Raw genomic sequence first — 20970 nt, 5'->3', positions numbered from 1 at the left:
CCGCGGCACGCCCGCCGCACCGCGCGAAGGGAGACAGGGATGGGGACAGAGGCAGGCACGGGGACGAGGAGGGGGCCGCGCGACGCGGGCCGGATCACGGTCGTGGGCGGCGGCTTCGCCGGACTGACCGCCGCGATCACCGCCGCCGAGTCCGGCGCCACCGTCACGCTGTACGAGGCGCACGCCGACCTGGGCGGCCGGGCCCGCACCGCCGCCGCCCCCTACCGCACCAACGAGGGACCGCACGCCCTCTACAGCGGCGGCCCGCACTGGGCCTGGCTCAAGCAGCGCGGACTGCTCGGCCCGGTCTCGGCGGTACGACCGGCGGAGGCCCTGCGGTTCCGCTTCCACCGGCACGGAACCCTGCACCGCATCCCGCCCCTCACCCTGCCGCGCCTGGCCCGCACGGCACCCGAACTCGCCCCGGTGAACGACGACTTCACCACCTGGGCCACCCGGCAGGTCGGCGCGCGGGGTGCCCGTGCGGCCGCGTACTACGTCGCCGTCGCGCTCTTCCACCACGATCCCGGCTCGCTCTCCGCCCGCTTCGTGCAGGAGCGGCTGCACCGGGCGGCGGCCCTGCCGCCCGAGGCGCACTACCCGGTCGGCGGCTGGGGCGCGCTCATCGAGCGGATGGCGTCCCGCGCGTGGGACCTCGGTGTACGCATCGAGACGGACGCCCGCGTCGGCGAACTCCCCACCGTCGAGGGGCCGGTGGTGGTGGCGACCTCCCTGGACGCGGCCCGCCGCCTCCTCGGCGACGAGACCCTGAGCTGGCCCAGTGGTCGCACCGTCCTGCTCGACCTGGCCCTCGCCGCACGCCGGGGCGACCCGTTCGTCGTCGCCGACCTGGACGGACCCGGCTGGCTGGAACGCTTCACCGGCCACGACCCGGCTCTCGCCCCGGCCGGCGAGCAGCTCTTCCAGGGCCACTTCCCCATCGCCCCGCACGAGTCGAAGGCCGACGGCATCACCCGTGCCGAGCGCCTCCTGGACGCCGGGTTCCCGGCGTGGCGCGAGCGCACCACCTGGCGCCGCGAGGCCCTGGCGACGGGCCGCACCGGCGCGGTCGACCCACCCGGCACCACCTGGCGCGACCGCCCCGCGATCGACCGGGGCCACGGCGTGTACCTGGCGGGCGACCAGGTGGCTGCCCCCGGCATCCTCTCGGAGGTGGCGTTCAACAGCGGAATGGAAGCCGCGTCCCTGGCCCTGCGGGCCCTGCGCCTGTCCCGCCGCGCCAACGAGGCGAGCGCCCAAGGCGGTTGAGGAGCGGTACGCGCCTAGTCCCCCGCGCCGCCGAGGGTCACCAGCGCCTCGTCCGTGAGCCGGTAAACGGTCCACTCGTCCTGCGGCCGCGCCCCCAGCGACTCGTAGAAGGCGATCGACGGGGTGTTCCAGTTCAGGACCGACCATTCGAGCCGCTCGTACCCCCGGGCCACGCAGATGCGGGCCAGCTCGGCCAGGAGGGCCCGGCCGTGGCCGCCGCCCCGGGCCTCGGGTCGTACGTACAGGTCCTCCAGGTAGATGCCGTGCACCCCGCGCCACGTGGAGAAGTTCAGGAACCAGATCGAGAACCCCACCGGCTCGCCCGCCCCGTCCTCCGCGATGTGCGCGAAGGCGGCCGGGCGCTCACCGAAGAGCGCCTCACGAAGCTGCTCCTCGGTGGCGCGGGCCTCGTCGAGGCACTTCTCGTAGTCGGCGAGTTCGCGGACCATCTGGTGGATCACGGGAATGTCGGCAGCTGTGGCGTTACGAATCATGCCGGAAGAGTAGATCCCACCCCGCCCCACCCCCCAAGGATTTCAGGACCGCGAGGAACCCCGCGAGCAAGCGGGCACGGTCCGCAGATCGGAGGGGGTTCAGGGGCGCGGGGAACTGCGCGAGCAACCATCCACGGCCCGCAGACCGAAGACGGCACGGGGGCGCGGGGCGACCCGCCCCGTCCCCTCACCCCGCCGGGCCGAATGTCGCTCCCCCACCCGCCCCACCCCCCATGCGTGAATCGATCCATGCGGCGATTCCCACCCGAAGGACGACCCGGCGGACGACCCGAGGAAGGGCCAGCGGAAAGGCCCGAAGTGGGTCTCGGCGGGCGACCCGGCACCCCCACCGACCGGCATACGAAGACGCACCCAGGCCCGCGGCGGGCCACCCGCCTGGCCCGCCGAGCGCGGCGGTACGTCCGCCGCTCCCCCGGCACCTACCTCTGGCTCGCCGCCCTGTTCGTCACGACGATCGCCCTGCACCACATGTCCCCGGAGTTCGAGGCGGACTTCCTGCGGCAGCGCTCCACCAACATTCACGCGCTGTCGACCAACCCCCGCCGGGTGCTGATCGCGAGCGCCTTCTGGATCGACGGCGGAGGCTGGCTCCCGTACGCCGTGCTCTACAGCGTCTTCCACGCCCAGGCCGAGCGCTGGCTCGGCACCCTGCGCTGGCTGGTGGTCGCCTTCGGTACGCACGTGGCGGCCACGTTCATCAGCGAGGGCGCGCTGCTGTGGGCGATCCGGCACGACTACGCACCCCACGCGGCGGTCAACACCCTCGACGTGGGCGTCAGTTACGCCCTGGCCGGGGTGGTCGCGGTGCTCACCTACCGGATCGCCCGCCCGTACCGCTACCTCTACCTCGCCGTGGTCCTCGTCCTGTACACCGCCCCGCTCCTCGACGGCCGCACCTTCACCGACCTGGGCCACTTCGCGTCCGTCCTCATCGGCCTCGCCTGCTACCCGCTGACCCGTGGCCGGGGCGGGCCGCCCTGGAACCCGGTCGACACGCTGCGTACGGCGGCGCGGCGGGCGAGCGCGCCCCGGGCGGCGGGCGAGGGGTCCGGCTAGGAGATGCCCGCCTGGGCCAGCACCTTCTTGAACGCGTCCGCGTCGAAGATCGCCCGCCCGTCGCCGGCCGGCTTCTTCCCGTCGATCAGGACCACGGGGCTGCCGTTGACGCCCGAGTCCTCGAAAGCCCCCTCCGCCGCCTTCACGAAGTCCTTGTACGTGTTCTCCCGTACCGCCTTGTCGAAGGCGGCCCCGCGCAGGCCCGGCACCTTGTCGGCGATCTTGAGGAGGTTGTCGGCGGTGAAGGCGTCGTCCGTCTCCTTCGGCGGCTGACTGGCGAACACGGCCGCGTGGAACTCCGCGAACTTGCCCCGCTCGACCGAGGCGCGCATGGCGTTCACGGCTCGCTTGGAGCTGTCACCGCCGAAGTTGGCGTCCAGGAACGAGGCGATCGTGTAGCGGATCTTGACCTTGCCCTCGGCGGCGAGCTTGGCGACCGCCGTCGCGCCGCCCTCCTCGAAGTGCTTGCAGAAGGGGCAGCGCGGGTCCTCGTACACCGTCACGGTATGGGGCGCGGCCGGATCGCCCACGACGATTTCCGCACCCTCGACCTTCGCGGGGAGCTTCGCGAGCGTGGCGGCGTCCGGCGAGGTCTTCACGGCGAGCTCTGCCTGCGAGGACGCGCCCGAACCGGAGTCCGAGGAGCAGGCGGCCGCCGAGAGGCCGAGGGCCGTGGCCGCCACCGCCGCGACGGCGGCACGACGGAAAGTGCGTACGCCCATGAAAAACCAACCCTCCGGCCCAAAACAGTGCAAAAAGCCTGACCTTCGACACTAAACACCCCGCCGCGCCGTCCCGGCCGCCAAAGGTCCCGCCCCACGCCGCCATTGGTCCCACGGATTCCGCAACGACCCCGCCCACCTGCGGATTCCGAAGCTGGACAGGCCGCCGGAGCGGGTGTACGAACAAGCCCCATGAGCGCGATCAACGGCGGAATCTCCTTCTGGTACGCGACCGACGGCATACCCGTGCCCCGCGAGCCGCTGTCCGGCGACGCCACCGCCGACGTGGTGATCGTCGGCGGCGGATACACCGGCCTGTGGACGGCGTACTACCTGAAGAAGGCGGCCCCCTTCCTCAACATCACCGTCCTGGAGTCCCGGTTCTGCGGCTACGGCGCGTCCGGCCGCAACGGCGGCTGGCTGTACAACGGCATCGCGGGCCGCGACCGGTACGCGAAGCTGCACGGCCAGGACAGCGCGGTGCGCCTCCAGCGGGCGATGAACGACACCGTGGGCGAGGTGGTGCGGGTCGCCGGGGCGGAGTCGATCGACGCGGACATCCACCAGGGTGGCGTACTCGAAGTCGCTTACACCCCGGCCCAGTTGGGGCGGCTCAAGGCCTTTCACGCGGCGGAGGTCGCCTTCGGCGAGAAGGACCGCGAGCTGCTCGGCGCGCGCGAGACCGCCGGGCGCGTCCGGGTCAGCGGGGCGGTCGGCTCGACCTGGACCCCGCACGGTGCGCGCGTCCACCCGGTGAAACTACTCAAGGGGCTGGCGAGCGCGGTCGAGGCGCTGGGCGTCACCGTGTACGAGTCGACACCGGTCACCGAGATCCGCCCCCGGCACGCGGTCACGCCGTACGGAACGGTCCGCGCGCCGTACGTCCTGCGGTGCACGGAGGGGTTCACCGCCTCGCTCAAGGGGCAGCGGCGGGCCTGGCTGCCCATGAACTCCTCCATGATCGCCACGGAGCCGCTCGGTCCCGAGGTGTGGGAGGCGATCGGCTGGGCGGGCCGCGAGACGCTGGGCGACATGGCGCACGCGTACATGTATGCGCAGCGCACCGCCGACGACCGCATCGCGCTGGGCGGCAGGGGCGTGCCGTACCGCTTCGGCTCGCGCACCGACAACGACGGCCGTACGCAGCCGGCGACGGTCGAGGCGCTGCGGGAGATCCTCGTCCGCTTCTTCCCCCAGCTGGCCGGGGTCCGGATCAGCCACGCCTGGTCGGGTGTGCTCGGCGTGCCGCGCGACTGGTGCGCCTCGGTCACCCTGGACCGCACGACGGGGCTCGGCTGGGCGGGCGGTTACGTCGGCTCGGGCGTGGCCACGGCGAACCTCGCGGCGCGTACGCTGCGGGACCTGATCCAGGAGGACTCGGGCCAGGCGGGCGCCACCGAGCTGACGACGCTGCCGTGGGTCAACCACAAGGTGCGGATGTGGGAGCCGGAGCCGTTGCGGTGGGTGGGGGTGCGGGGGATGTACGCGGCGTATCGCGTGGCGGACCGCCAGGAACTGGTCGGCCACGGCCCCGCGACGTCCCGCCTGGCCACCCTGGCCAACCGTATCGCGTCCCGCAACTGACCCAGCCCGGCGTCAGAGCGGCCCCGTGCGCAGTTCCCCGCGCCCCTTCAACCCCCTTCGATCCGCGGACCGTGCCCACTTGCTCGCGCACTTCCCCGCGCCCCCAAAACCCGCTTTCATCCACCCACCGTGCGTGGCTTGGCGCGCAGTTCCCCGCGCCCCCAAAACCCGCCTTCATCCACCCACCGTGCGTGGCCGCTCGCGCAGTTCCCCGCGCCCCCAAAAACCCGCCTTCATCCGCCCACCGTGCCCACTTGCTCGCGCAGTTCCTCGCGCCCCTGAAACCCGCCTTCATCCGCCCACCGTGCGTGGCCGCTCGCGCAGTTCCCCGCGCCCCTGTAGGGGGGCCAGCATGGGCATCTTTAGCCCGTCCGGCGATTGAGGACGAGCGCCCTTTAGGCGCGAACGGGGTCTGGGGCGGAGCCCCGGGAGTCGTCCTCAGCCCTCCACACCCCCGGAGGGTCTCGGGAAGGGGCGGGGTGGGGGACGCTCAGGCCACCGCGATGCCGTACTCGCCGACCAGCTCCCCCAACCCACCCCGATACCCCTTGCCCCCCGCCACGAAGTCCCAGTCCCCACCCCCACGCCGCCGGAACGACCCGAGGACCAGCGCCGTCTCCCCGGGCCGCCCGTCCGCCACGGGCAGCCGGTCGAGTTCGCGCCCGGCAGGGTCCCGCAGGCACACCGCCGCATCGGTGAACCCCGCGAGGTCGCCCCCCGGGTCGGCCTCGGGGTCGACGGCGGCGACCAGCACCAGCCGGTCGGCCCCCTCGGGCAGCGCGTCGAAGACCACCCGTATCGCCGCCCGGTCACCCCCCGTGCCCGGCACCATCCGTACCGAACCCCCTGGATTCGCGGGGTTGTTGAAGAACACGAAGTGGTCCTCGGCCAGCACCCGCGACCCCCGGCACACCAGCGCGCACACGTCGAGCGCGACCGCCCCGGCCCACGTCATGCCGAGCAGGCTGAAGTCCTCGGCCTCCTCGGGCGCCGACCGCTGGGCCGGCACGACAGACCCGCCCCCCTCAGCAGAGCCCGAAGGACCCGCAGAGCCCAACCGCCCCCGCAACCCGTGCTGATGCAGCAGATCCACCAGCTCCGCCCCCGAGACCAGGGTCAGCGGCTTGCCCTCGGCGAACCCGTACGACCCGGGCCCGAAGCCCGACGTCGTCACCAGGACGCCCTTGTTGGCCCCGGCCCCCTGGACCGTCCCGTACAGATCGCGCACCGCCGTCGGCGGGACCGTGTTGCGGTACCGCTTGACCTGGACGATGATCCTGCCACCGCTGATCGGGTCGGGATCGAGGGCCTCGACGTCCACGCCGCCGTCGTTGGAGCGCTGGGTGGTGAGCGCCTGCATCCCGCGGGCCCGGAACAGCTCGGCGACCAGGCCCTCGAACTCGATCGGGTCCATCGTGAACAGGTCGGGCTCCTCGCCGCCGCCGAGCGACACCACACCCGTACCGACGTCGGCGGGGCGCCGCCCGGGGCGTACGGCGGTGCGCTGGTCGGGGCGGGCGGACAGCTGCCCGCGCAGCGCGTCCACCAGGCAGTCGACCGCGCTGACCTGGCCGAGGTTCAGCTGCTCGAAGGAGGCGCGCGGCACGCTCACGGTCGCCAGGAAGATCTCGGCCCGGCGCCCGGTGGCGGGGTCCACGTCGTCGACGAACCCGTTCAGGACGACGGACTCCAGCACCCCGAACTCGTCCGCCGCGAACACCTCGCGCAGCACGAGCAGCACGCACTGCGCGAGCGCGTCCCGGTACAGCGCCCGGCGCTGGGTCACCGGCCGGGCCGTCTCCTTGTCCTGGTCTGAACTGGCCACGTAGCGCACGGACTTGGCCTCGGGGACGATGTCGATCCCGGGCAGCTCCCAGTCCAGGACGAGCTGGCGGGCGCCCCGGTCGAACGCGGCCGCCACCTGCCGGGGGAAGCCCTCGGGCCAGGCGCCGGAGGAGTACAGGGCGGCCGAGAAGTAGTCGACCGCGGCGCCCGGGTCCCCGGCCCGCAGCGCGTCCACCAGCTGGGCGAGGCCCGCGTTGTGCGCGCGCACCTCGGCGAGCTGCTCCGCCGCCCACGCGTCGTACTGCGCCCGGTACGCCGCGAGCTGCTGGACCCGGTGCGCCTCAGCGGCCTGCGCGGCCCGCCAGTCGTGCTCGTACCTGGCCTGCGCCTCCTGCTGGGCCTGCGCCCGCCGCCCGGCCGACCAGCCGCCCTGTGCCTGGTAGTGCGCCGGGTCGGGCATCACCACGGGCTGCCCGAGCTGCCCCGGCTCGAACGGCGCGACCCTCTGCTCCCGGGTCAGCGAGGCCACCCGGAAGGGCGCCGCCCTGCACCCAGCCGTCAACAGCCCGGCCAGGGCCGCGACTTGATCCTCGAGCTCCTGGGTGCGCTGCCGCGCGTCCGCGTCCCGCCCCTGCCGGTACGCCGCCTGCTGCTCCCGCTGCGCCCGCGCGAGATCACGCTCGTACGCCCGCTGCTGCCGCTGCTGCTGGACCACCGCCCGCTGCTGCGCCTCCCGCTGACGCTGCTGCTGGCGCTGCGCCTCCGCCCAGACGCCGACCAGCCCACCGGAACGACGACTCATCCTCGCGCACCCCTCCCCGATTCACCCCTGCCCACCAAGGATCGCATTGGCCGACACCCCTTCCACGGCGGCACGACACCCATGATCACAAGCCCCCCACCCAGGCCCCCGCGCCCACCCCCGAACGCGAAAAGGCCCCCAGCCAAGATCGGCCGGGAGCCTTCCCCCAAGAGCCCCCTGTCGGGTTCGAACCGACGACCCCCGCTTTACAAGAGCGGTGCTCTGGCCAGCTGAGCTAAGGAGGCAACGCGTGAAGTGTAACCAACGCTCGCCCGGGTGCGGCCGGAAATTCGTGGGGCCCGGCGGGGAGCGGGGCCCGGCGGGGTCGTTTCGCGGAGCTTCCCCCGGAACTTCCCTTCGCCGGGCTGCTGACAAGACGGACATCCCCGGGTAGCGTCCTGACCCAGTTCGCCCAGGTGGACTACACCACTTCTCCCTCTACTCGGATCGTCCGGCACGTTCCTGCCGGTGAAGGGACACATCAGTCATGGCCACTGTCACGTTCGACAAGGCGACCCGGATCTACCCGGGCTCCACCAAGCCCGCGGTCGACGGGCTGGAGATCGAGATCGAGGACGGCGAGTTCCTCGTCCTCGTCGGCCCCTCCGGCTGCGGAAAGTCCACCTCCCTGCGCATGCTCGCGGGCCTGGAGGACGTCAACGGCGGAGCGATCCGCATCGGCGAGCGTGACGTCACGCACCTGCCGCCCAAGGACCGGGACATCGCGATGGTGTTCCAGAACTACGCGCTCTACCCGCACATGACCGTCGCCGACAACATGGGCTTCGCCCTCAAGATCGCCGGCGTGAACAAGGCGGAGATCCGCAAGAAGGTCGAGGAGGCGGCGAAGATCCTCGACCTGACCGAGTACCTCGACCGCAAGCCCAAGGCCCTGTCCGGCGGTCAGCGCCAGCGCGTCGCGATGGGCCGCGCCATCGTGCGCGAGCCGCAGGTCTTCCTCATGGACGAGCCGCTGTCCAACCTGGACGCCAAGCTCCGCGTCTCCACGCGTACGCAGATCGCCTCGCTCCAGCGCCGGCTCGGCATCACCACGGTGTACGTCACGCACGACCAGGTCGAGGCCATGACGATGGGCGACCGCGTGGCCGTCCTCAAGGACGGTCTGCTCCAGCAGATCGACTCGCCGCGCAACATGTACGACCGCCCGGCCAACCTGTTCGTCGCGGGCTTCATCGGCTCGCCCGCCATGAACCTGGTCGAGGTCCCGATCACCGACGGCGGCGTGAAGTTCGGCAACAGCGTGGTGCCGGTCAGCCGCGAGGCGCTGGCCGCGGCCGCCGACAAGGGCGACCGCACCGTCACGGTCGGCGTCCGCCCCGAGCACTTCGACATCGTCGAGCAGAACGGCGGCGCCGCGAAGACCCTCACCAAGGAGTCCGCGGACGCCCCGGCCGGTCTCGCCGTCACCGTCAACGTCGTCGAGGAGCTCGGCGCCGACGGCTATGTGTACGGTTCCGCCGAGGTCGGCGGCGAAGTGAAGGACCTCGTGGTCCGCGTCAACGGCCGTGCGGTCCCCGACAAGGGCACTCAGCTGCACGTCGTCCCGCGTCCGGGTGAGACCCACGTGTTCTCCACCTCCACGGGTGAGCGCCTCACGGACTGAGACCGGTACACGCCCGCCACCAGGGGGTCTACGGTTGGGGTGGCCCCGCGCGCGAGCGCGGGGCCACCGCCGGTTGTCGACAAATACCCCGGCACACCGCCCATTTCGAATCCTGTTCGTCAACCGGTGATTCGAAAAGCGACGTCGAACCATCCCCCGACAGGGTGACTAAATGTCGCCAAATCATCACCCCCCGCTACGCTCGCCTCCGTGACGCACACAGCCCGCCGAATCGGCCGAACCCTCGCCCTTGTCCTGCCCGTCGTCCTCGTGCTCTCCGGGACACTCGCGGTCACCCGGGTCAACTGGGCAGGCAGCAACGAATCGCAGATCCTGACCGCCTCTTCCGAGAACGTCTCCGTACGCGCCAAGTCCCGCGCCCCGCAGGACGTACTGCGCGACGCCCTCCTGACCGAGCTCCAGGAGAAGGACCCCGGCACCGCGCTGACCCACCTCCAGCGCGAGGTGGAGCACCGGCCCTCGCTCGCCCAGCACTGCATGTCGATCGCCCGCGCGCTCGGCAGGGCCGCCGTGGAGCACTACGGCCCCGCGAAGGCCCAGTCGTACTCCCGCCCCGTCTGCGACACCTCCTTCGCCTCCGGCGTGGCCCAGGAGCGGTGACGCCCCGCTGCGGGGACGCCTATCGTTCACCGCATGACTGCGAGCACAACTGCGACCTTTCCGACGCAGGCCGTGGTCCTGGCGGGCGGCCAGGGCTCACGACTGAGGCCGTACACCGACGACCGCCCCAAGCCGATGGTCGAGATCCCGGGCACCGGGGTCCCGATCATCGGCCATCAGCTCGCCTGGCTGGCCGCCGAGGGCGTCACTGACGCCGTCATCTCCTGCGGCCACCTCGCCGACGTCCTCAAGGACTGGCTGGCCAAGGCCGATCTGCCGCTGCGCGTGACCACGGTCGTCGAGGACGAGCCGCTGGGCCGGGGCGGCGGCCTCAAGTACGCGGCGGCCTCGCTGCCCCACCCCGACCAGCCCTGGTACGCCACCAACGGCGACATCTGGACGCGCTTCTCGCTCCGCGAGATGGCCTCCTTCCACGGTGAGCGTGACGCGACCGCCACCCTGGCCCTGGCCCGCCCCCGCATCCCGTGGGGCGCCGTCGAGACCGACGCCTTCGGCCACATCACCGACTTCATCGAGTCGCCGCCCTCGCCGTACCTCATCAACGCGGGCGTGTACGTGTTCTCCGCCGCCTTCACCGCGATGCTGCCGGACGTCGGCGACCACGAGCGCACCACCTTCCCCCGGCTCGCCCGCGAGCGCCGCCTGGCCGGGTTCCCGCTGCCCCACGGAGCGTACTGGCGCGCCATCGACACCGCCAAGGACCTCACCGAGGCGGCCAAGGAGCTGGCCAGACAGGGGAGTTGACCGCTCGCGGCGTGCTCGCCGCATGGCGAAGGGGGCCGGAGGATTCCGGCCCCCTTCGCGGTGCGGTCGCCCGGGTCAGCCGAGCAGGCCTCCGATGGGGTTGCGGTTGCCGCTGCCCGCTCCCGTGCCGCCCGAGGACGTCGGGCCCGCGCTCGTGGACGGCGGGGCCTGCGGGGCGGTGCGGTGGTGGGACGGGGCCTGGCCGCCGGTGCCCGCCGAGTGGCTCGGCTGTCCGGAGGTGCCCGCCGATGCGCTCTGGTGGACCTTGGGCTTCTTGGACGCCTTCGCGGACGGGCTCGCCGAGGTCTTGCCCCGGACCGCCGACGGCGTGGCGCTGCTGGGCGCCGTACGGGGCGCCAGCGCGGGCCCGGTCTCGCTCGGCAGCGGGGTGCCGGGCAGGTAGTTGGTCGGGTCGTCGTCGGGGCCCGGGACGGTCACCACGGTGGTGGAGCGGACCGCGCCGCCGAGCAGCGCACCGACCGTCAGGGTCAGGCCGATCACGATGGTCGTCATGACCAGGCCGCGCCGCAGCACCCGGCGCCGCAGCTCCCAGAGTTCGGAACGCGGCCCGAGCTTGCGCCAGGCCTCGCCCGCGAGCCGGGCGTCGAGCGAGTAGACCGGGGCCCCGGCGATGATCAGCGGGGACCACGCGGCGAGGTAGATGATGTCCGGGGCGTCGTAGGCGCGTACGGTCTGCCAGCTCACCGTCACCAGCAGGGCCGCCGACAGCATCGCGCCGAAGACGGCCGCCACCCGCTGCCACAGGCCGAGCATCGTCAGTACGCCGACGACGACCTGGAGGAAGGCGACGGTCAGGCCGGCGCCCACGGGGTGCTGGAGCGCGAAGTCGCGCAGGGGCTCGGCGAGCGCCCAAGGGTGCAGCGAATTCAGCCACTTGACCATCGAGCCGCGTTCGCCGCCGTCGAAGTACACGGGGTCGCTCAGCTTGCCCATGCCCGCGTACACGGAGATGAAGCCGAGGAAGACGCGCAGCGGGAGCAGCACGACGCCGAGGTTCATCCGGCGGCCCGGGTAGTAGGCGTGCCGCACGGGGTCGGCGCCGCGCCGCTTGGCGGTCGAGCCGTCGTCCGGTCCGCCGTCGAGCTCGTCGATGTCCTCGAACTCGTCGCGCTCGTACGGCTGTTGGCCGTAGGGAGTGCGCATCTGCGGGAGCAGCGCGGTCTCCGGTCCTGCGCCGGGCCCGGGGATCAGCGGCGTCGGCATCGTGTCGTCGACGGAGACGCGCGGGATGGTCTGGGTCGCGCCGGTTTCGTAGCCCTCGCCGCCGCCGACGACGGAGGTGGCGCGGACCGCCTGGAGGAGTCCGCTCGCCCCCGGGGCCGACTTCCCGCTCCACACCACGGGCGCCCTGCGGCGCACCGCGGTTCCCGAAATCAGGGGCTTGGGCAGCGACTTGGGCGCAAGCTGCACCCGGAAACTCGCGTGGTTGACGATGACCTGCGCGGGGTCGCAGTCCACCTTGGCCATGCTCAGGGCAGGCTGGTCGTCGAACCCGGGCCGGGGCGTTCTTGTGTCCACACTCATCTAACCGAGTGACGAGTGGTTAGGACACTGCTTGACGGGTCCGAATCTGTCCGAGACCCGTCAAGATCACCCAGGTCAGCCGCGTCGGCGGGCCGCTTCGTAGAGCACGATGCCCGCCGCCACACCGGCGTTGAGGGACTCGGCGCCGCCCGGCATCGAGATCCGCACGCGGTAGTCGCAGGTCTCGCCGACGAGCCGGCCAAGTCCCTTGCCCTCGCTGCCGATCACGATGACGACGGGGCCGCCGATCTGCTCCAGCTCCTCGACCGTGTGCTCGCCGTCGGCGGCGAGGCCGACGATCGTGAGGCCTTCCTTCTTGTACGCCTCCAGGGCGCGGGTCAGGTTGGTGACCCGGGAGACCGGAGTGCGCGCCGCGGTGCCCGCCGACGACTTCCAGGCGCCCGCCGTCATGCCGGCCGCGCGCCGCTCCGGCACGACCACGCCGTGGCCGCCGAAGGCGGAGGTGGAGCGGACGATCGCGCCGAGGTTGCGCGGGTCGGTCACGCCGTCGAGCGCGACGATCAGCGGGTCCTCGCCGTTGTCGTACGCGAAGGCCGTGAGGTCCTGCGGGTCGGCGTACTCGTACGGCGGGACCTGGAGGACCAGGCCCTGGTGGTTGAGGCCGTTCGTCATCCGGTCGAGCTCGACGCGCGGGGCCTCCATCAGGTTGATGTTGCCGCGCTCACCGGCGAGCTGAAGGGCCTCGCGGACCCGCTCGTCGTTGTCGATGTACTGCTGGACGTAGAGCGTCGTCGCCGGGACGCCGTCGCGCAGCGCCTCGAAGACCGGGTTGCGGCCCACGACCATCTCGGACGTGCCCTTGACGCCACCGCGCCGCGGGGCGGGGCGGCGGGTGGCCGCCTGCTTGGCCTTGGCGGTCGCGATGCGGTTCTTCTTGTGCTTCTTGCGCATCTCGGCGGGCGGCGTGGGGCCCTTGCCTTCCAGACCCCTGCGCCGCTGGCCACCGCTGCCGACCGTAGCGCCCTTCTTGTTGGACGTGCGGCGGTTCCTGCGCTGGCTGTTCCCGGCCATGACTACCTGTTTCCTCAGTGAATCGGCGATCCACATGCGGATGCAGATCGTGTACGTACGTATATGAAGTGTGCCGCCCGATCGCCCGGGCGGCACATCAGGGCGCTGCTCAGCGGGGGCCGAGGGTCCAGCGGGGGCCTTGGGGGCTGTCCTCGATGACGAGGCCGGACTGGGTGAGCTGGTCGCGGATGGCGTCGGCGGTGGCCCAGTCCTTGCGGGCCCGGGCCGCTTCCCGCTGTTCCAGGACCAGGCGTACGAGGGTGTCGACGGCCCCGTGCAGGTCCTCGCCGCGGTCGCTCTCCTCGGCCCAGTGCGCGTCCAGCGGGTCCAGTCCGAGCACGCCCAGCATGGCGCGGACCTCGGCCAGGCGGGCGGTGGCGGCTTCCTTGTCGTCGGCGGCCAGCGCACTGTTGCCCTGGCGGACCGTGGTGTGGATGATCGCGAGGGCCTGCGGGACCCCCAGGTCGTCGTCCATCGCCTCGGCGAACGCGAGCGGCACCTCGGCGGCCGCCTCGACGACGCCCCCCGCCTTCTCCACCACCCGCTGGATGAAGCCCTCGATCCGCGCGAACGCCGACTCCGCCTCGCGCAGAGCCTCCTGGCTGTACTCGATCATCGACCGGTAGTGCGGCGTCCCCAGGTAGTAGCGCAGCACGATCGGCCGCCACTGCTTGACCATCTCCGAGACCAGCACACTGTTGCCCAGCGACTTCGACATCTTCTCGCCGGACATCGTCACCCACGCGTTGTGCACCCAGTACGACGCGAAGTCGTCCCCGAACGCCTTGGCCTGCGCGATCTCGTTCTCATGGTGCGGGAAAATCAGGTCGAGGCCCCCGCCATGGATGTCGAACGCGGCACCCAGGTACTTGTGGGCCATCGCCGAGCACTCCAGATGCCAGCCCGGACGGCCCCGCCCCCACGGCGTCTCCCAGTCCGGCTCGCCCGGCCTGGACGCCTTCCACATCGCGAAGTCCCGCGGATCACGCTTGCCCGAGACACCCTCGTCGGGCTGGCGCAGATCACCGATGTCCTGGTTGGACAGCGCCAGATACCCGGGGAAGGACCGCACGTCGAAGTAGACACTGCCGTCCGCCTCATAGGCGTGGCCCCGCTCGATCAGACCGCGCATCATCTCGATCATCTCGGTGATGTGGCCGGTCGCCCGCGGCTCATAGGTCGGCGGCAGGCAGCCCAGCGCGGTGTAGCCGTCGTTGAACGCCCGCTCGTTCTCGTACCCGATCGACCACCACGGACGGCCCTGCTCCGCCGCCTTCTTGATGATCTTGTCGTCGATGTCGGTGACATTGCGGATGAACGTCACGTCATAACCGCGGTAGGCGAACCACCGCCGCATGATGTCGAAGTTCAGCCCCGACCGGATGTGCCCGATGTGCGGAGCCGCCTGCACCGTGGCACCACACAGGTAGATCGAGACACAACCCCGCGTCAGCGGGACGAAGTCACGGATCTGCCGGGCGCTGGTGTCGTACAGGCGAATGGTCACCCCACAAGGGTAGTGGCCTCATACCAGTGCCCCGCGACCCTTCCGGGCCTCGGGGCACACAATTTGGCGTCTGTTGGGACTCAGAGCATCCCGACGATCTTCCGCGGAGTGATCCGGACGACCACGCGCGGGGCGTCGTTGACCGAATCCGGATTGAATTCGCGGTACTTCTTGCCGCTGTACTTCATCGAGAGCTCGTCGATCAGCTCCTGACCGCCCTCGGTGGTGAGGTCGGCGGTGCCCCGGATCTCGGCGTACTCGTACGGGGAGTCGAAGAGCTGGAGGAGCACGCTGACGCGCGGGTCGCGGCGCAGGTTCTTCTCCTTGCGCCGGCCCACGGTCGTCGAGATCAGCACGTCGTTCCCGTCGCGCTTCACCCAGACCGGCGACACCTGGGGGCTGCCGTCGGGCTGGATGGTGGCGATGTTGACGAAGTTGGGGGCGTCGAGCATTTTCTTGAGCTTGTCGCTGAGCTCAGCAGACACGGCGGGTCCTTCCGGGCGAGGTGGAATGGTCGCCTCCTCTCCTACCCCAACCCGGCACGTTTCTACGGCAACCGGTACACCATCGCCGTGGCGACGGCCGCCAGGCCCTCGGCCCGGCCGGTCAGACCGAGCCCGTCGGTGGTGGTGCCGGACACCGAGACGGGCGCCCCGGCCGCGGCCGACAACGCCTCGCGCGCCTCGTCACGCCGCTTGCCGATCTTCGGCCGTACGCCGATGACCTGCACCGCGATGTTGCCGATCTCGTAGCCCTCGGCCCGCACGATCCGGGCGGCCTCGGCGAGCAGGGTGACGCCGGAGGCGCCGGACCACTCGGGGCGGTCGGTGCCGAAGTGGGCGCCGAGATCGCCGACGCCGGCCGCCGAGAAGATCGCGTCGCAGGCGGCGTGGGCGGCGACGTCACCGTCGGAGTGCCCGGCGAGGCCGTACCCGTCGCCGTCCTCCCACAGCAGCCCGGCGCACCACAGCTCGCGCCCGCGCTCGAAGGCGTGGACATCGGTGCCGATGCCGACCAGCGGGATCAGCGGGCGGTCACCGGACGGCAGCCCGGAACCGGATGCCTCAGAAGCCATCGTTGGCCCTCCGTCGGGCGAGTACGGCCTCGGCGAGTACGAGGTCGAGGGGGCGGGTCACCTTGAACGCCTCTTCGTGGCCGGGCACCACCACGACGTCCAGGCCTAGCTGCTCGATCATGCCGGCGTCGTCCGTGACAGCGCCGGTGACCGTCTCGTGGGCGCGTACGAGCGTGGCGTGGTCGAAGCCCTGGGGGGTCTGCACCGCGCGCAGCCGGGCCCGCTCGGGGGTGGCGACGACCAGCTCGGGCGAGCCGTCGGCGCGCGGTTCGACCTGCTTGACGGTGTCGGCGAGCGGGAGCGCGGGCACCACGGCGGGCGCCCCGTCGCGTACCGCCTCGATGACGGCGTCGACGGTGTCGACGGGGACCAGCGGGCGGGCCGCGTCATGGACCAGTACGGCGTCGAAGCCGGGCGGCAGGGCGTCCAGTCCGAGCTTCACGGACTCCTGGCGGCTCTCGCCGCCGGGTACCACGAGGAAGTCGGTGCGGTCCGGCAGGGCGTGCTCGACGAGGAGGTTCTTCACCTCCGTGGCGCCGTCCGGCGGCGCGACCACGACGACGAGCGAGACCGCGCGGGACGCGGCCAACGCCCGGACGGCGTGGATGAGCATGGGGGTGCCGCTCAGCGCGCGGAGTGCCTTGGGGGCGCCCGGGCCGAGCCGCACGCCGCGTCCGGCCGCTGGAATCACCGCGGCGGTGCGGAAAGGGCGCGATTCGTCTGACAAGGTTTGTGTCCTCAAACGACATGGGTATGGCCTGGGGGTACCCCCTGCTCCTGGAGCCTGGGGGAGTGCCGGGCGCGACGCCCTGACCGGCCCTTCCGTGACGACTGGTCAGGCGAGCCGCCCGGACCCGGCACACACAGTGCGGGTGCTGGCGGCGAGGGGATACGAACATGCCGCAGCGCCCGGCGACACAGCAATGTTCACTGCTGGTCAGCGGGCACCGCGGCAATGCCGGGCATTCCGGAGCGCACCCCGGAACAAAGGGCCTGTCCGGACAGGCCCTACGGCGTCAGGACGCGAGAACCTCGTCGAGAAGGGCCTCGGCCTTGTCTTCGTTGGTGTTCTCCGCGAGGGCGAGCTCGCTCACCAGGATCTGCCGTGCCTTGGCGAGCATGCGCTTCTCACCTGCGGACAGTCCGCGCTCGCGCTCGCGACGCCACAGGTCACGCACCACTTCGGCGACCTTGATGACATCGCCGGAGGCGAGCTTCTCAAGATTTGCCTTGTAACGACGGGACCAGTTCGTGGGCTCCTCCGCGTACGGCGCGCGCAGCACCTCGAAGACCCGGTCCAGCCCGTCCTGACCCACTACATCGCGAACACCGACGAACTCCGCATTGTCCGCGGGCACGCGCACAGTCAGGTCGCCCTGGGCGACCTTGAGCACCAAGTAGGTCTTGTCCACGCCTTTGATCTGGCGAGTTTCGATGGCCTCGATCAGCGCGGCCCCGTGATGGGGATAGACCACGGTGTCGCCAACCTTGAACGTCATGTGACAGGTACCCCTTCCGTGGCTATCCAGGGTAACACGGATACGGCTTCTTCTGAATGGCGTTTTCGCAGGTCAGGGCATATCTCGGGGCTTGACAACAGCAACAGGAACGTGCTGCGGAGGGCTTCCGGAAGGCGGTATTCGCAGGTCGGAGCGGCTGCGAAGGGGGTGCGAAACGCGTACACCACCCGGCCCCGATCGGCGCCCGGAGAGGCTGAACGTCCCGTTTTGCCGGGTTCCGGACGGTGAACTTCATCTACTCCGTTCGGCGCTCGTTCACCCGTTCGGCCGGTCGGGATTCTTTCCGGAATTGATCAACGAACGATCCGGCCGGACCGGCGCGGAGGATTTCCCGTAAGGAATGTGTGGCGGCCAGGGGAATTGATCACCCGGCATATGTGAACGGCGCGCGAAAGACCAAGATCAGCACGTGATCCGCCCGGGATCGGCGGACCCGTCGGCCGTAGGGGCGGGTCGGGTGCGGGGCGTGTCGGACGGCTCGGTAATCTAGGCCCGCTGACACACCCTTAGCTGGCCCTTAGGTACGCGGCCGGCTGACCCGTAGCCCGTCCGAAGCAGTCCGTCTCGTACGTCCAAGGAGTTGCCGCCGCCGTGAGCCGCAGCCTTCGACGCGGCGCCCTCGCCGCTTCTGCCATCGCGTTCTCGCTCGCTTCCCTCTCCGCCTGCGCCGCCGGTAACGGTGCCCAGACGCTCGGGGTCAAGGCGGACAACGCCTACGTCACCGTCGGCGACATCAAGGTCCAGAACGCGACGGTCGTCACCCAGCCGAAGCCCGACGCCGAGGGACCGGCCGTCGTCGCGGCCACGCTGTTCAACAACGGCGCCGATCCGCAGACGCTGGACGCCGTCCAGGTCGGCAGCGCCACCGTCAAGCTCTCCCCGGCCAAGGGCGCGGGTCCGATCACCGTTCCGGCGCACGGCTCCGTCGTGCTCGGCGGCAAGGACAACGCCTCCGCGGTCATCGACAACGGCCGTGAGGCCGCCAAGAACGGCGACGCGCAGAAGGTCACCTTCCAGTTCAGCAAGGCCGGCGCGGTGAGCCTGTCGGCCTTCGTGGTCCCGGCCACCAGCTACTTCCAGGGCGTCGGCCCCAGCGAGCTCCCGAAGCCGAAGGAGACCCCCTCCGGCGAGCCGTCGGGCACTCCCTCGGGCTCCCCGAGCAACTCCTCCAAGCCGAACACCCCGGGCGGCAGCGGCAAGCCCGCGGCGTCCGGCTCGGCGTCGCACAGCGCGACGGGGCACTGACACCAGCACGCGAGGAGGGCGGCCCCGGAGCACATCCGGGGCCGCCCTCCTGTCGTTCCGGTCCGACCGTCTGCGTACGGCCGTACCCCTACCGGCCCGCGTGACGGGGCCCGTGTACCGGGGAATCGGGGCCCGTGGATCAGGGCCCGTCGGTCTACGGCTCGAACTTGTAGCCCAGGCCGCGGACCGTCACCAGGTAGCGCGGCGCGCCCGGGTCCGGCTCGATCTTGGCGCGCAGGCGCTTGACGTGGACGTCGAGGGTCTTGGTGTCGCCCACGTAGTCCGCGCCCCACACCCGGTCGATGAGCTGCATACGCGTCAGCACGCGGCCCGCGTTGCGCAGGAGCATCTCCAGGAGGTCGAACTCCTTCAGCGGCAGGTCGACCTTGCCGCCCGAGACCGTGACCACGTGGCGGTCGACGTCCATGCGGACCGGGCCCGCCTCCAGGGCGGCCGGGGTGACCTCCTCCGGCTCGCCGCGGCGGCGCAGCACGGCACGGATGCGGGCGACCAGCTCGCGCGAGGAGAACGGCTTGGTGACGTAGTCGTCGGCTCCTATTTCCAGGCCCACGACCTTGTCGATCTCGCTGTCCTTGGCGGTCACCATGATGACCGGGACGTTGGAGCGGCCGCGCAGCTGACGGCAGACCTCGGTGCCGGGCAGGCCGGGCAGCATCAGGTCGAGCAGGACCAGGTCGGCGCCGTTGCGCTCGAACTCGTCCAGACCGTCGGGTCCGGTGGCCGCCACCGCGACCTCGAACCCCTCCTTGCGGAGCATGTAGGACAGGGCGTCGCTGAAGGATTCCTCATCCTCGACGACGAGCACTCGGGTCACGGAAGGACCTCCGGGGCAGGAACTATGGCGTGTGATTCAGGCACAGCGGAACTGAAGGTCTCGTACGGAACATCGTCGTCCTCGTCGACCGTGACCGGACCGCGCCCCGCGGAGGCGCGGTCGCGGACGGCGCCGGCTTCCGGCAGCCGCAGGGTGAACGTGGAGCCCTGTCCCTCGGAGCTCCACACCGTGACCTCCCCGCCGTGCGAGGCGGCCACGTGCTTGACGATGGCCAGACCCAGGCCGGTGCCGCCGGTGGCACGGGAGCGGGCCGGGTCCACCCGGTAGAAGCGCTCGAAGATGCGCTCGCGGTCCTTCTCGGAGATGCCGATGCCCTGGTCGGTCACGGCGATCTCGATCAGGTCCCCGCCCGGCGCGGCGATGCGGCGCCCGGCGATGCCGACCCGGGTCCTGGCCGGCGAGTAGTTCACGGCGTTCTCGACGAGGTTGCCCAGGGCCGCGGCGAGCTGGCCGCGGTTGCCCCAGACGTACAGGTCGGCGGTGCCGCCCGCGGCCATCGTGATCTGCTTGGTGGACGCGGCGTGCCGGGAGCGGTCGATGGCCTCGGCGACGAGTTCGTCGACGCGGACCGGCTCGGCGTCCTCCAGCGGGTCGTCGTTCTGGACCCGGGAGAGGTCGATGAGCTCCTGGACCAGGTTGGTGAGCCGGGTGGCCTCGATCTGCATGCGGCCCGCGAAGCGGGTGACCGCCTCGGGGTCGTCCGATGCGTCCATGACGGCCTCGGAGAGCAGCGAGAGCGCCCCGGTCGGGGTCTTGAGCTCGTGGCTGACGTTGGCCACGAAGTCGCGCCGGACGGCCTCGATGCGGCGGGCCTCGGTGAGGTCCTCCACGAGGAGCAGGACGAGGCGGGAGCCGAGCGGGGCGACCCGGGCCGAGACCGCGAGGGCCTCGCCCCGGCCCGTGCCGCGCCGGGGCAGGTCGAGCTCGACCTGGCGTATCTCTCCGTCGCGCCGGGTGTCGCGGGCCATGTGCAGCATGGGCTCGACGGCCAGCTTGCCGCCCCGGACCAGGCCGAGCGCGTACGCCGCGGAGCTGGCCTTGACCACCGAGTCGCTCTCGTCGAGGACGACCGCGGAGGAGCGCAGTACGGAAAGGACCGTGTCCACGCCCGGCGGCAGTACGGCGTCGGTGTGCAGGGATGTCCGGGTGGGCCGCGCCTGGTCGCGCTCGCTCCAGCGGAACGCCAGCATGGCGATCACGCCGGTGCACACCCCGGCGATCGCTGCCAATGCGGCGACCGCCGCGTTCACGTCCATGCACCCAGGTTATGCGGCCGCGCCGACACTCTCCCAGCCAAATGGGTGGCCGCTCGAACGTTCGTCGCCCAGAGTTCACCGAGGTGATAGGGACGGTTCACTTCCTATGGCCGAATCGGACGCGTAACGGACGGAACGTGGGAGCGTGGGGTTCACAGGCACCCCCGGCCCCCGGAGACGTTGTAGAGAGG

18 protein-coding genes, 1 tRNA gene and 1 pseudogene are annotated in these 20970 nt (G+C 71.5%); 7 read left to right on the top strand and 13 right to left on the bottom strand.

Going from position 1 to position 20970, the window contains the following annotated elements; translation table 11 throughout:
- Positions 1-24: 24 nt before the first annotated feature.
- A pseudogene (locus DT019_RS24570) lies at positions 25-1269 on the top strand (NAD(P)-binding protein); the annotation flags it as partial.
- Positions 1270-1283: 14 nt separating this feature from the next.
- Here the strand turns inward: DT019_RS24570 and DT019_RS24565 are convergent.
- The gene (locus DT019_RS24565) at positions 1284-1763 is read right to left on the bottom strand and encodes a GNAT family N-acetyltransferase (RefSeq protein WP_114039062.1); all 480 of its coding nucleotides are present in this window, start codon (positions 1761-1763) and stop codon (positions 1284-1286) included.
- A 318-nt stretch (positions 1764-2081) separates the two neighbouring features.
- On the opposite strand from DT019_RS24565, the gene DT019_RS24560 reads away from it, so the two are divergent.
- Positions 2082-2840 (top strand): rhomboid-like protein, encoded by a 759-nt coding sequence (locus DT019_RS24560; protein WP_411292727.1) that lies wholly within the window; start codon positions 2082-2084, stop codon positions 2838-2840.
- On the opposite strand, the gene DT019_RS24555 is transcribed toward DT019_RS24560, so the two are convergent.
- Positions 2837-3562 carry a DsbA family protein gene (locus DT019_RS24555; protein ID WP_114039061.1) on the bottom strand — a complete coding sequence of 242 codons (726 nt, stop codon included), beginning with the start codon at positions 3560-3562 and terminating at the stop codon, positions 2837-2839. The genes DT019_RS24560 and DT019_RS24555 overlap by 4 nt on opposite strands.
- Positions 3563-3754: 192 nt before the next feature.
- Between DT019_RS24555 and DT019_RS24550 the strand changes: the two genes are divergently transcribed.
- Positions 3755-5146 (top strand): NAD(P)/FAD-dependent oxidoreductase, encoded by a 1392-nt coding sequence (locus tag DT019_RS24550; protein ID WP_114039060.1) that lies wholly within the window; start codon positions 3755-3757, stop codon positions 5144-5146.
- A gap of 490 nt (positions 5147-5636) precedes the next feature.
- Here DT019_RS24550 and DT019_RS24545 read toward each other — a convergent pair whose 3' ends face one another.
- Together DT019_RS24545 and DT019_RS24535 are read right to left on the bottom strand one after the other, a co-directional pair.
- A complete protein-coding gene (locus tag DT019_RS24545) occupies positions 5637-7733 on the bottom strand; it encodes a restriction endonuclease (protein WP_189389899.1) in 2097 nt (698 codons plus the stop codon).
- 171 nt (positions 7734-7904) lie between these two features.
- A tRNA-Thr gene (locus tag DT019_RS24535) sits at positions 7905-7978 on the bottom strand.
- A gap of 242 nt (positions 7979-8220) precedes the next feature.
- On the opposite strand from DT019_RS24535, the gene DT019_RS24530 reads away from it, so the two are divergent.
- From DT019_RS24530 to DT019_RS24520, 3 genes are all read left to right on the top strand, one after another.
- Positions 8221-9357, top strand: a complete 1137-nt coding sequence (locus tag DT019_RS24530; RefSeq protein WP_114039059.1) for an ABC transporter ATP-binding protein — start codon at positions 8221-8223, stop codon at positions 9355-9357.
- Positions 9358-9567: 210 nt separating this feature from the next.
- Positions 9568-9978: a hypothetical protein gene (locus DT019_RS24525; RefSeq protein WP_114039058.1), complete on the top strand. Its 411-nt coding sequence runs from the start codon at positions 9568-9570 to the stop codon at positions 9976-9978.
- Positions 9979-10011: 33 nt separating this feature from the next.
- Positions 10012-10743: an NDP-sugar synthase gene (locus tag DT019_RS24520; RefSeq protein WP_114039057.1), complete on the top strand. Its 732-nt coding sequence runs from the start codon at positions 10012-10014 to the stop codon at positions 10741-10743.
- 75 nt (positions 10744-10818) lie between these two features.
- On the opposite strand, the gene DT019_RS24515 is transcribed toward DT019_RS24520, so the two are convergent.
- The 7 genes from DT019_RS24515 to DT019_RS24485 all read right to left on the bottom strand — a co-directional run bounded on the left by DT019_RS24515 (position 10819) and on the right by DT019_RS24485 (position 17401).
- Complete coding sequence (locus tag DT019_RS24515; RefSeq protein WP_189389897.1) at positions 10819-12288, bottom strand: DoxX family protein; 1470 nt, start codon at positions 12286-12288, stop codon at positions 10819-10821.
- A 75-nt stretch (positions 12289-12363) separates the two neighbouring features.
- Positions 12364-13320 (bottom strand): 23S rRNA (guanosine(2251)-2'-O)-methyltransferase RlmB, encoded by a 957-nt coding sequence (gene rlmB, locus DT019_RS24510; protein WP_114039055.1) that lies wholly within the window; start codon positions 13318-13320, stop codon positions 12364-12366.
- Positions 13321-13429: 109 nt separating this feature from the next.
- Positions 13430-14827: a cysteine--tRNA ligase gene (gene cysS, locus DT019_RS24505; RefSeq protein ID WP_114039054.1), complete on the bottom strand. Its 1398-nt coding sequence runs from the start codon at positions 14825-14827 to the stop codon at positions 13430-13432.
- Positions 14828-14907: 80 nt separating this feature from the next.
- The gene (locus DT019_RS24500) at positions 14908-15312 is read right to left on the bottom strand and encodes a PPOX class F420-dependent oxidoreductase (protein WP_114039053.1); all 405 of its coding nucleotides are present in this window, start codon (positions 15310-15312) and stop codon (positions 14908-14910) included.
- Positions 15313-15374: 62 nt separating this feature from the next.
- Positions 15375-15902 (bottom strand): 2-C-methyl-D-erythritol 2,4-cyclodiphosphate synthase, encoded by a 528-nt coding sequence (gene ispF / locus DT019_RS24495; RefSeq protein ID WP_114039052.1) that lies wholly within the window; start codon positions 15900-15902, stop codon positions 15375-15377.
- A complete protein-coding gene (ispD, locus tag DT019_RS24490; RefSeq protein WP_114039051.1) occupies positions 15892-16629 on the bottom strand; it encodes a 2-C-methyl-D-erythritol 4-phosphate cytidylyltransferase in 738 nt (245 codons plus the stop codon). The genes ispF and ispD overlap by 11 nt, the downstream gene beginning before the upstream one ends.
- 289 nt (positions 16630-16918) lie before the next feature.
- Positions 16919-17401: a CarD family transcriptional regulator gene (locus tag DT019_RS24485; protein WP_003953493.1), complete on the bottom strand. Its 483-nt coding sequence runs from the start codon at positions 17399-17401 to the stop codon at positions 16919-16921.
- Positions 17402-18013: 612 nt separating this feature from the next.
- Here DT019_RS24485 and DT019_RS24475 point away from each other — a divergent pair.
- Positions 18014-18667 carry a DUF461 domain-containing protein gene (locus tag DT019_RS24475; protein WP_114039050.1) on the top strand — a complete coding sequence of 218 codons (654 nt, stop codon included), beginning with the start codon at positions 18014-18016 and terminating at the stop codon, positions 18665-18667.
- A 154-nt stretch (positions 18668-18821) separates the two neighbouring features.
- On the opposite strand, the gene DT019_RS24470 is transcribed toward DT019_RS24475, so the two are convergent.
- Together DT019_RS24470 and DT019_RS24465 are read right to left on the bottom strand one after the other, a co-directional pair.
- On the bottom strand, positions 18822-19502 hold the full coding sequence (locus tag DT019_RS24470; protein WP_017242433.1) for a response regulator transcription factor: 681 nt from the start codon (positions 19500-19502) through the stop codon (positions 18822-18824).
- A complete protein-coding gene (locus DT019_RS24465) occupies positions 19499-20779 on the bottom strand; it encodes a sensor histidine kinase (protein ID WP_114039049.1) in 1281 nt (426 codons plus the stop codon). Before DT019_RS24465 ends, DT019_RS24470 begins: the two co-directional genes overlap by 4 nt.
- Positions 20780-20970: the final 191 nt, after the last annotated feature.

The sequence above is a fragment of the Streptomyces sp. SDr-06 genome (assembly GCF_003324565.1).
GTDB lineage: Bacteria > Actinomycetota > Actinomycetes > Streptomycetales > Streptomycetaceae > Streptomyces.
This window is presented reverse-complemented; position numbering and strand designations above follow the sequence as displayed.

Coding starts and splice junctions, on each gene's coding strand:
- DT019_RS24565 (WP_114039062.1), bottom strand. CDS start 1,763: ATGATTCGTAACGCCACAGCTGCCGACATTCCCGTGATCCACCAGATG.
- DT019_RS24555 (WP_114039061.1), bottom strand. CDS start 3,562: ATGGGCGTACGCACTTTCCGTCGTGCCGCCGTCGCGGCGGTGGCGGCC.
- DT019_RS24550 (WP_114039060.1), top strand. CDS start 3,755: ATGAGCGCGATCAACGGCGGAATCTCCTTCTGGTACGCGACCGACGGC.
- DT019_RS24545 (WP_189389899.1), bottom strand. CDS start 7,733: ATGAGTCGTCGTTCCGGTGGGCTGGTCGGCGTCTGGGCGGAGGCGCAG.
- DT019_RS24530 (WP_114039059.1), top strand. CDS start 8,221: ATGGCCACTGTCACGTTCGACAAGGCGACCCGGATCTACCCGGGCTCC.
- DT019_RS24520 (WP_114039057.1), top strand. CDS start 10,012: ATGACTGCGAGCACAACTGCGACCTTTCCGACGCAGGCCGTGGTCCTG.
- DT019_RS24515 (WP_189389897.1), bottom strand. CDS start 12,288: ATGAGTGTGGACACAAGAACGCCCCGGCCCGGGTTCGACGACCAGCCT.
- rlmB (WP_114039055.1), bottom strand. CDS start 13,320: ATGGCCGGGAACAGCCAGCGCAGGAACCGCCGCACGTCCAACAAGAAG.
- ispF (WP_114039052.1), bottom strand. CDS start 15,902: ATGGCTTCTGAGGCATCCGGTTCCGGGCTGCCGTCCGGTGACCGCCCG.
- DT019_RS24485 (WP_003953493.1), bottom strand. CDS start 17,401: ATGACGTTCAAGGTTGGCGACACCGTGGTCTATCCCCATCACGGGGCC.
- DT019_RS24465 (WP_114039049.1), bottom strand. CDS start 20,779: ATGGACGTGAACGCGGCGGTCGCCGCATTGGCAGCGATCGCCGGGGTG.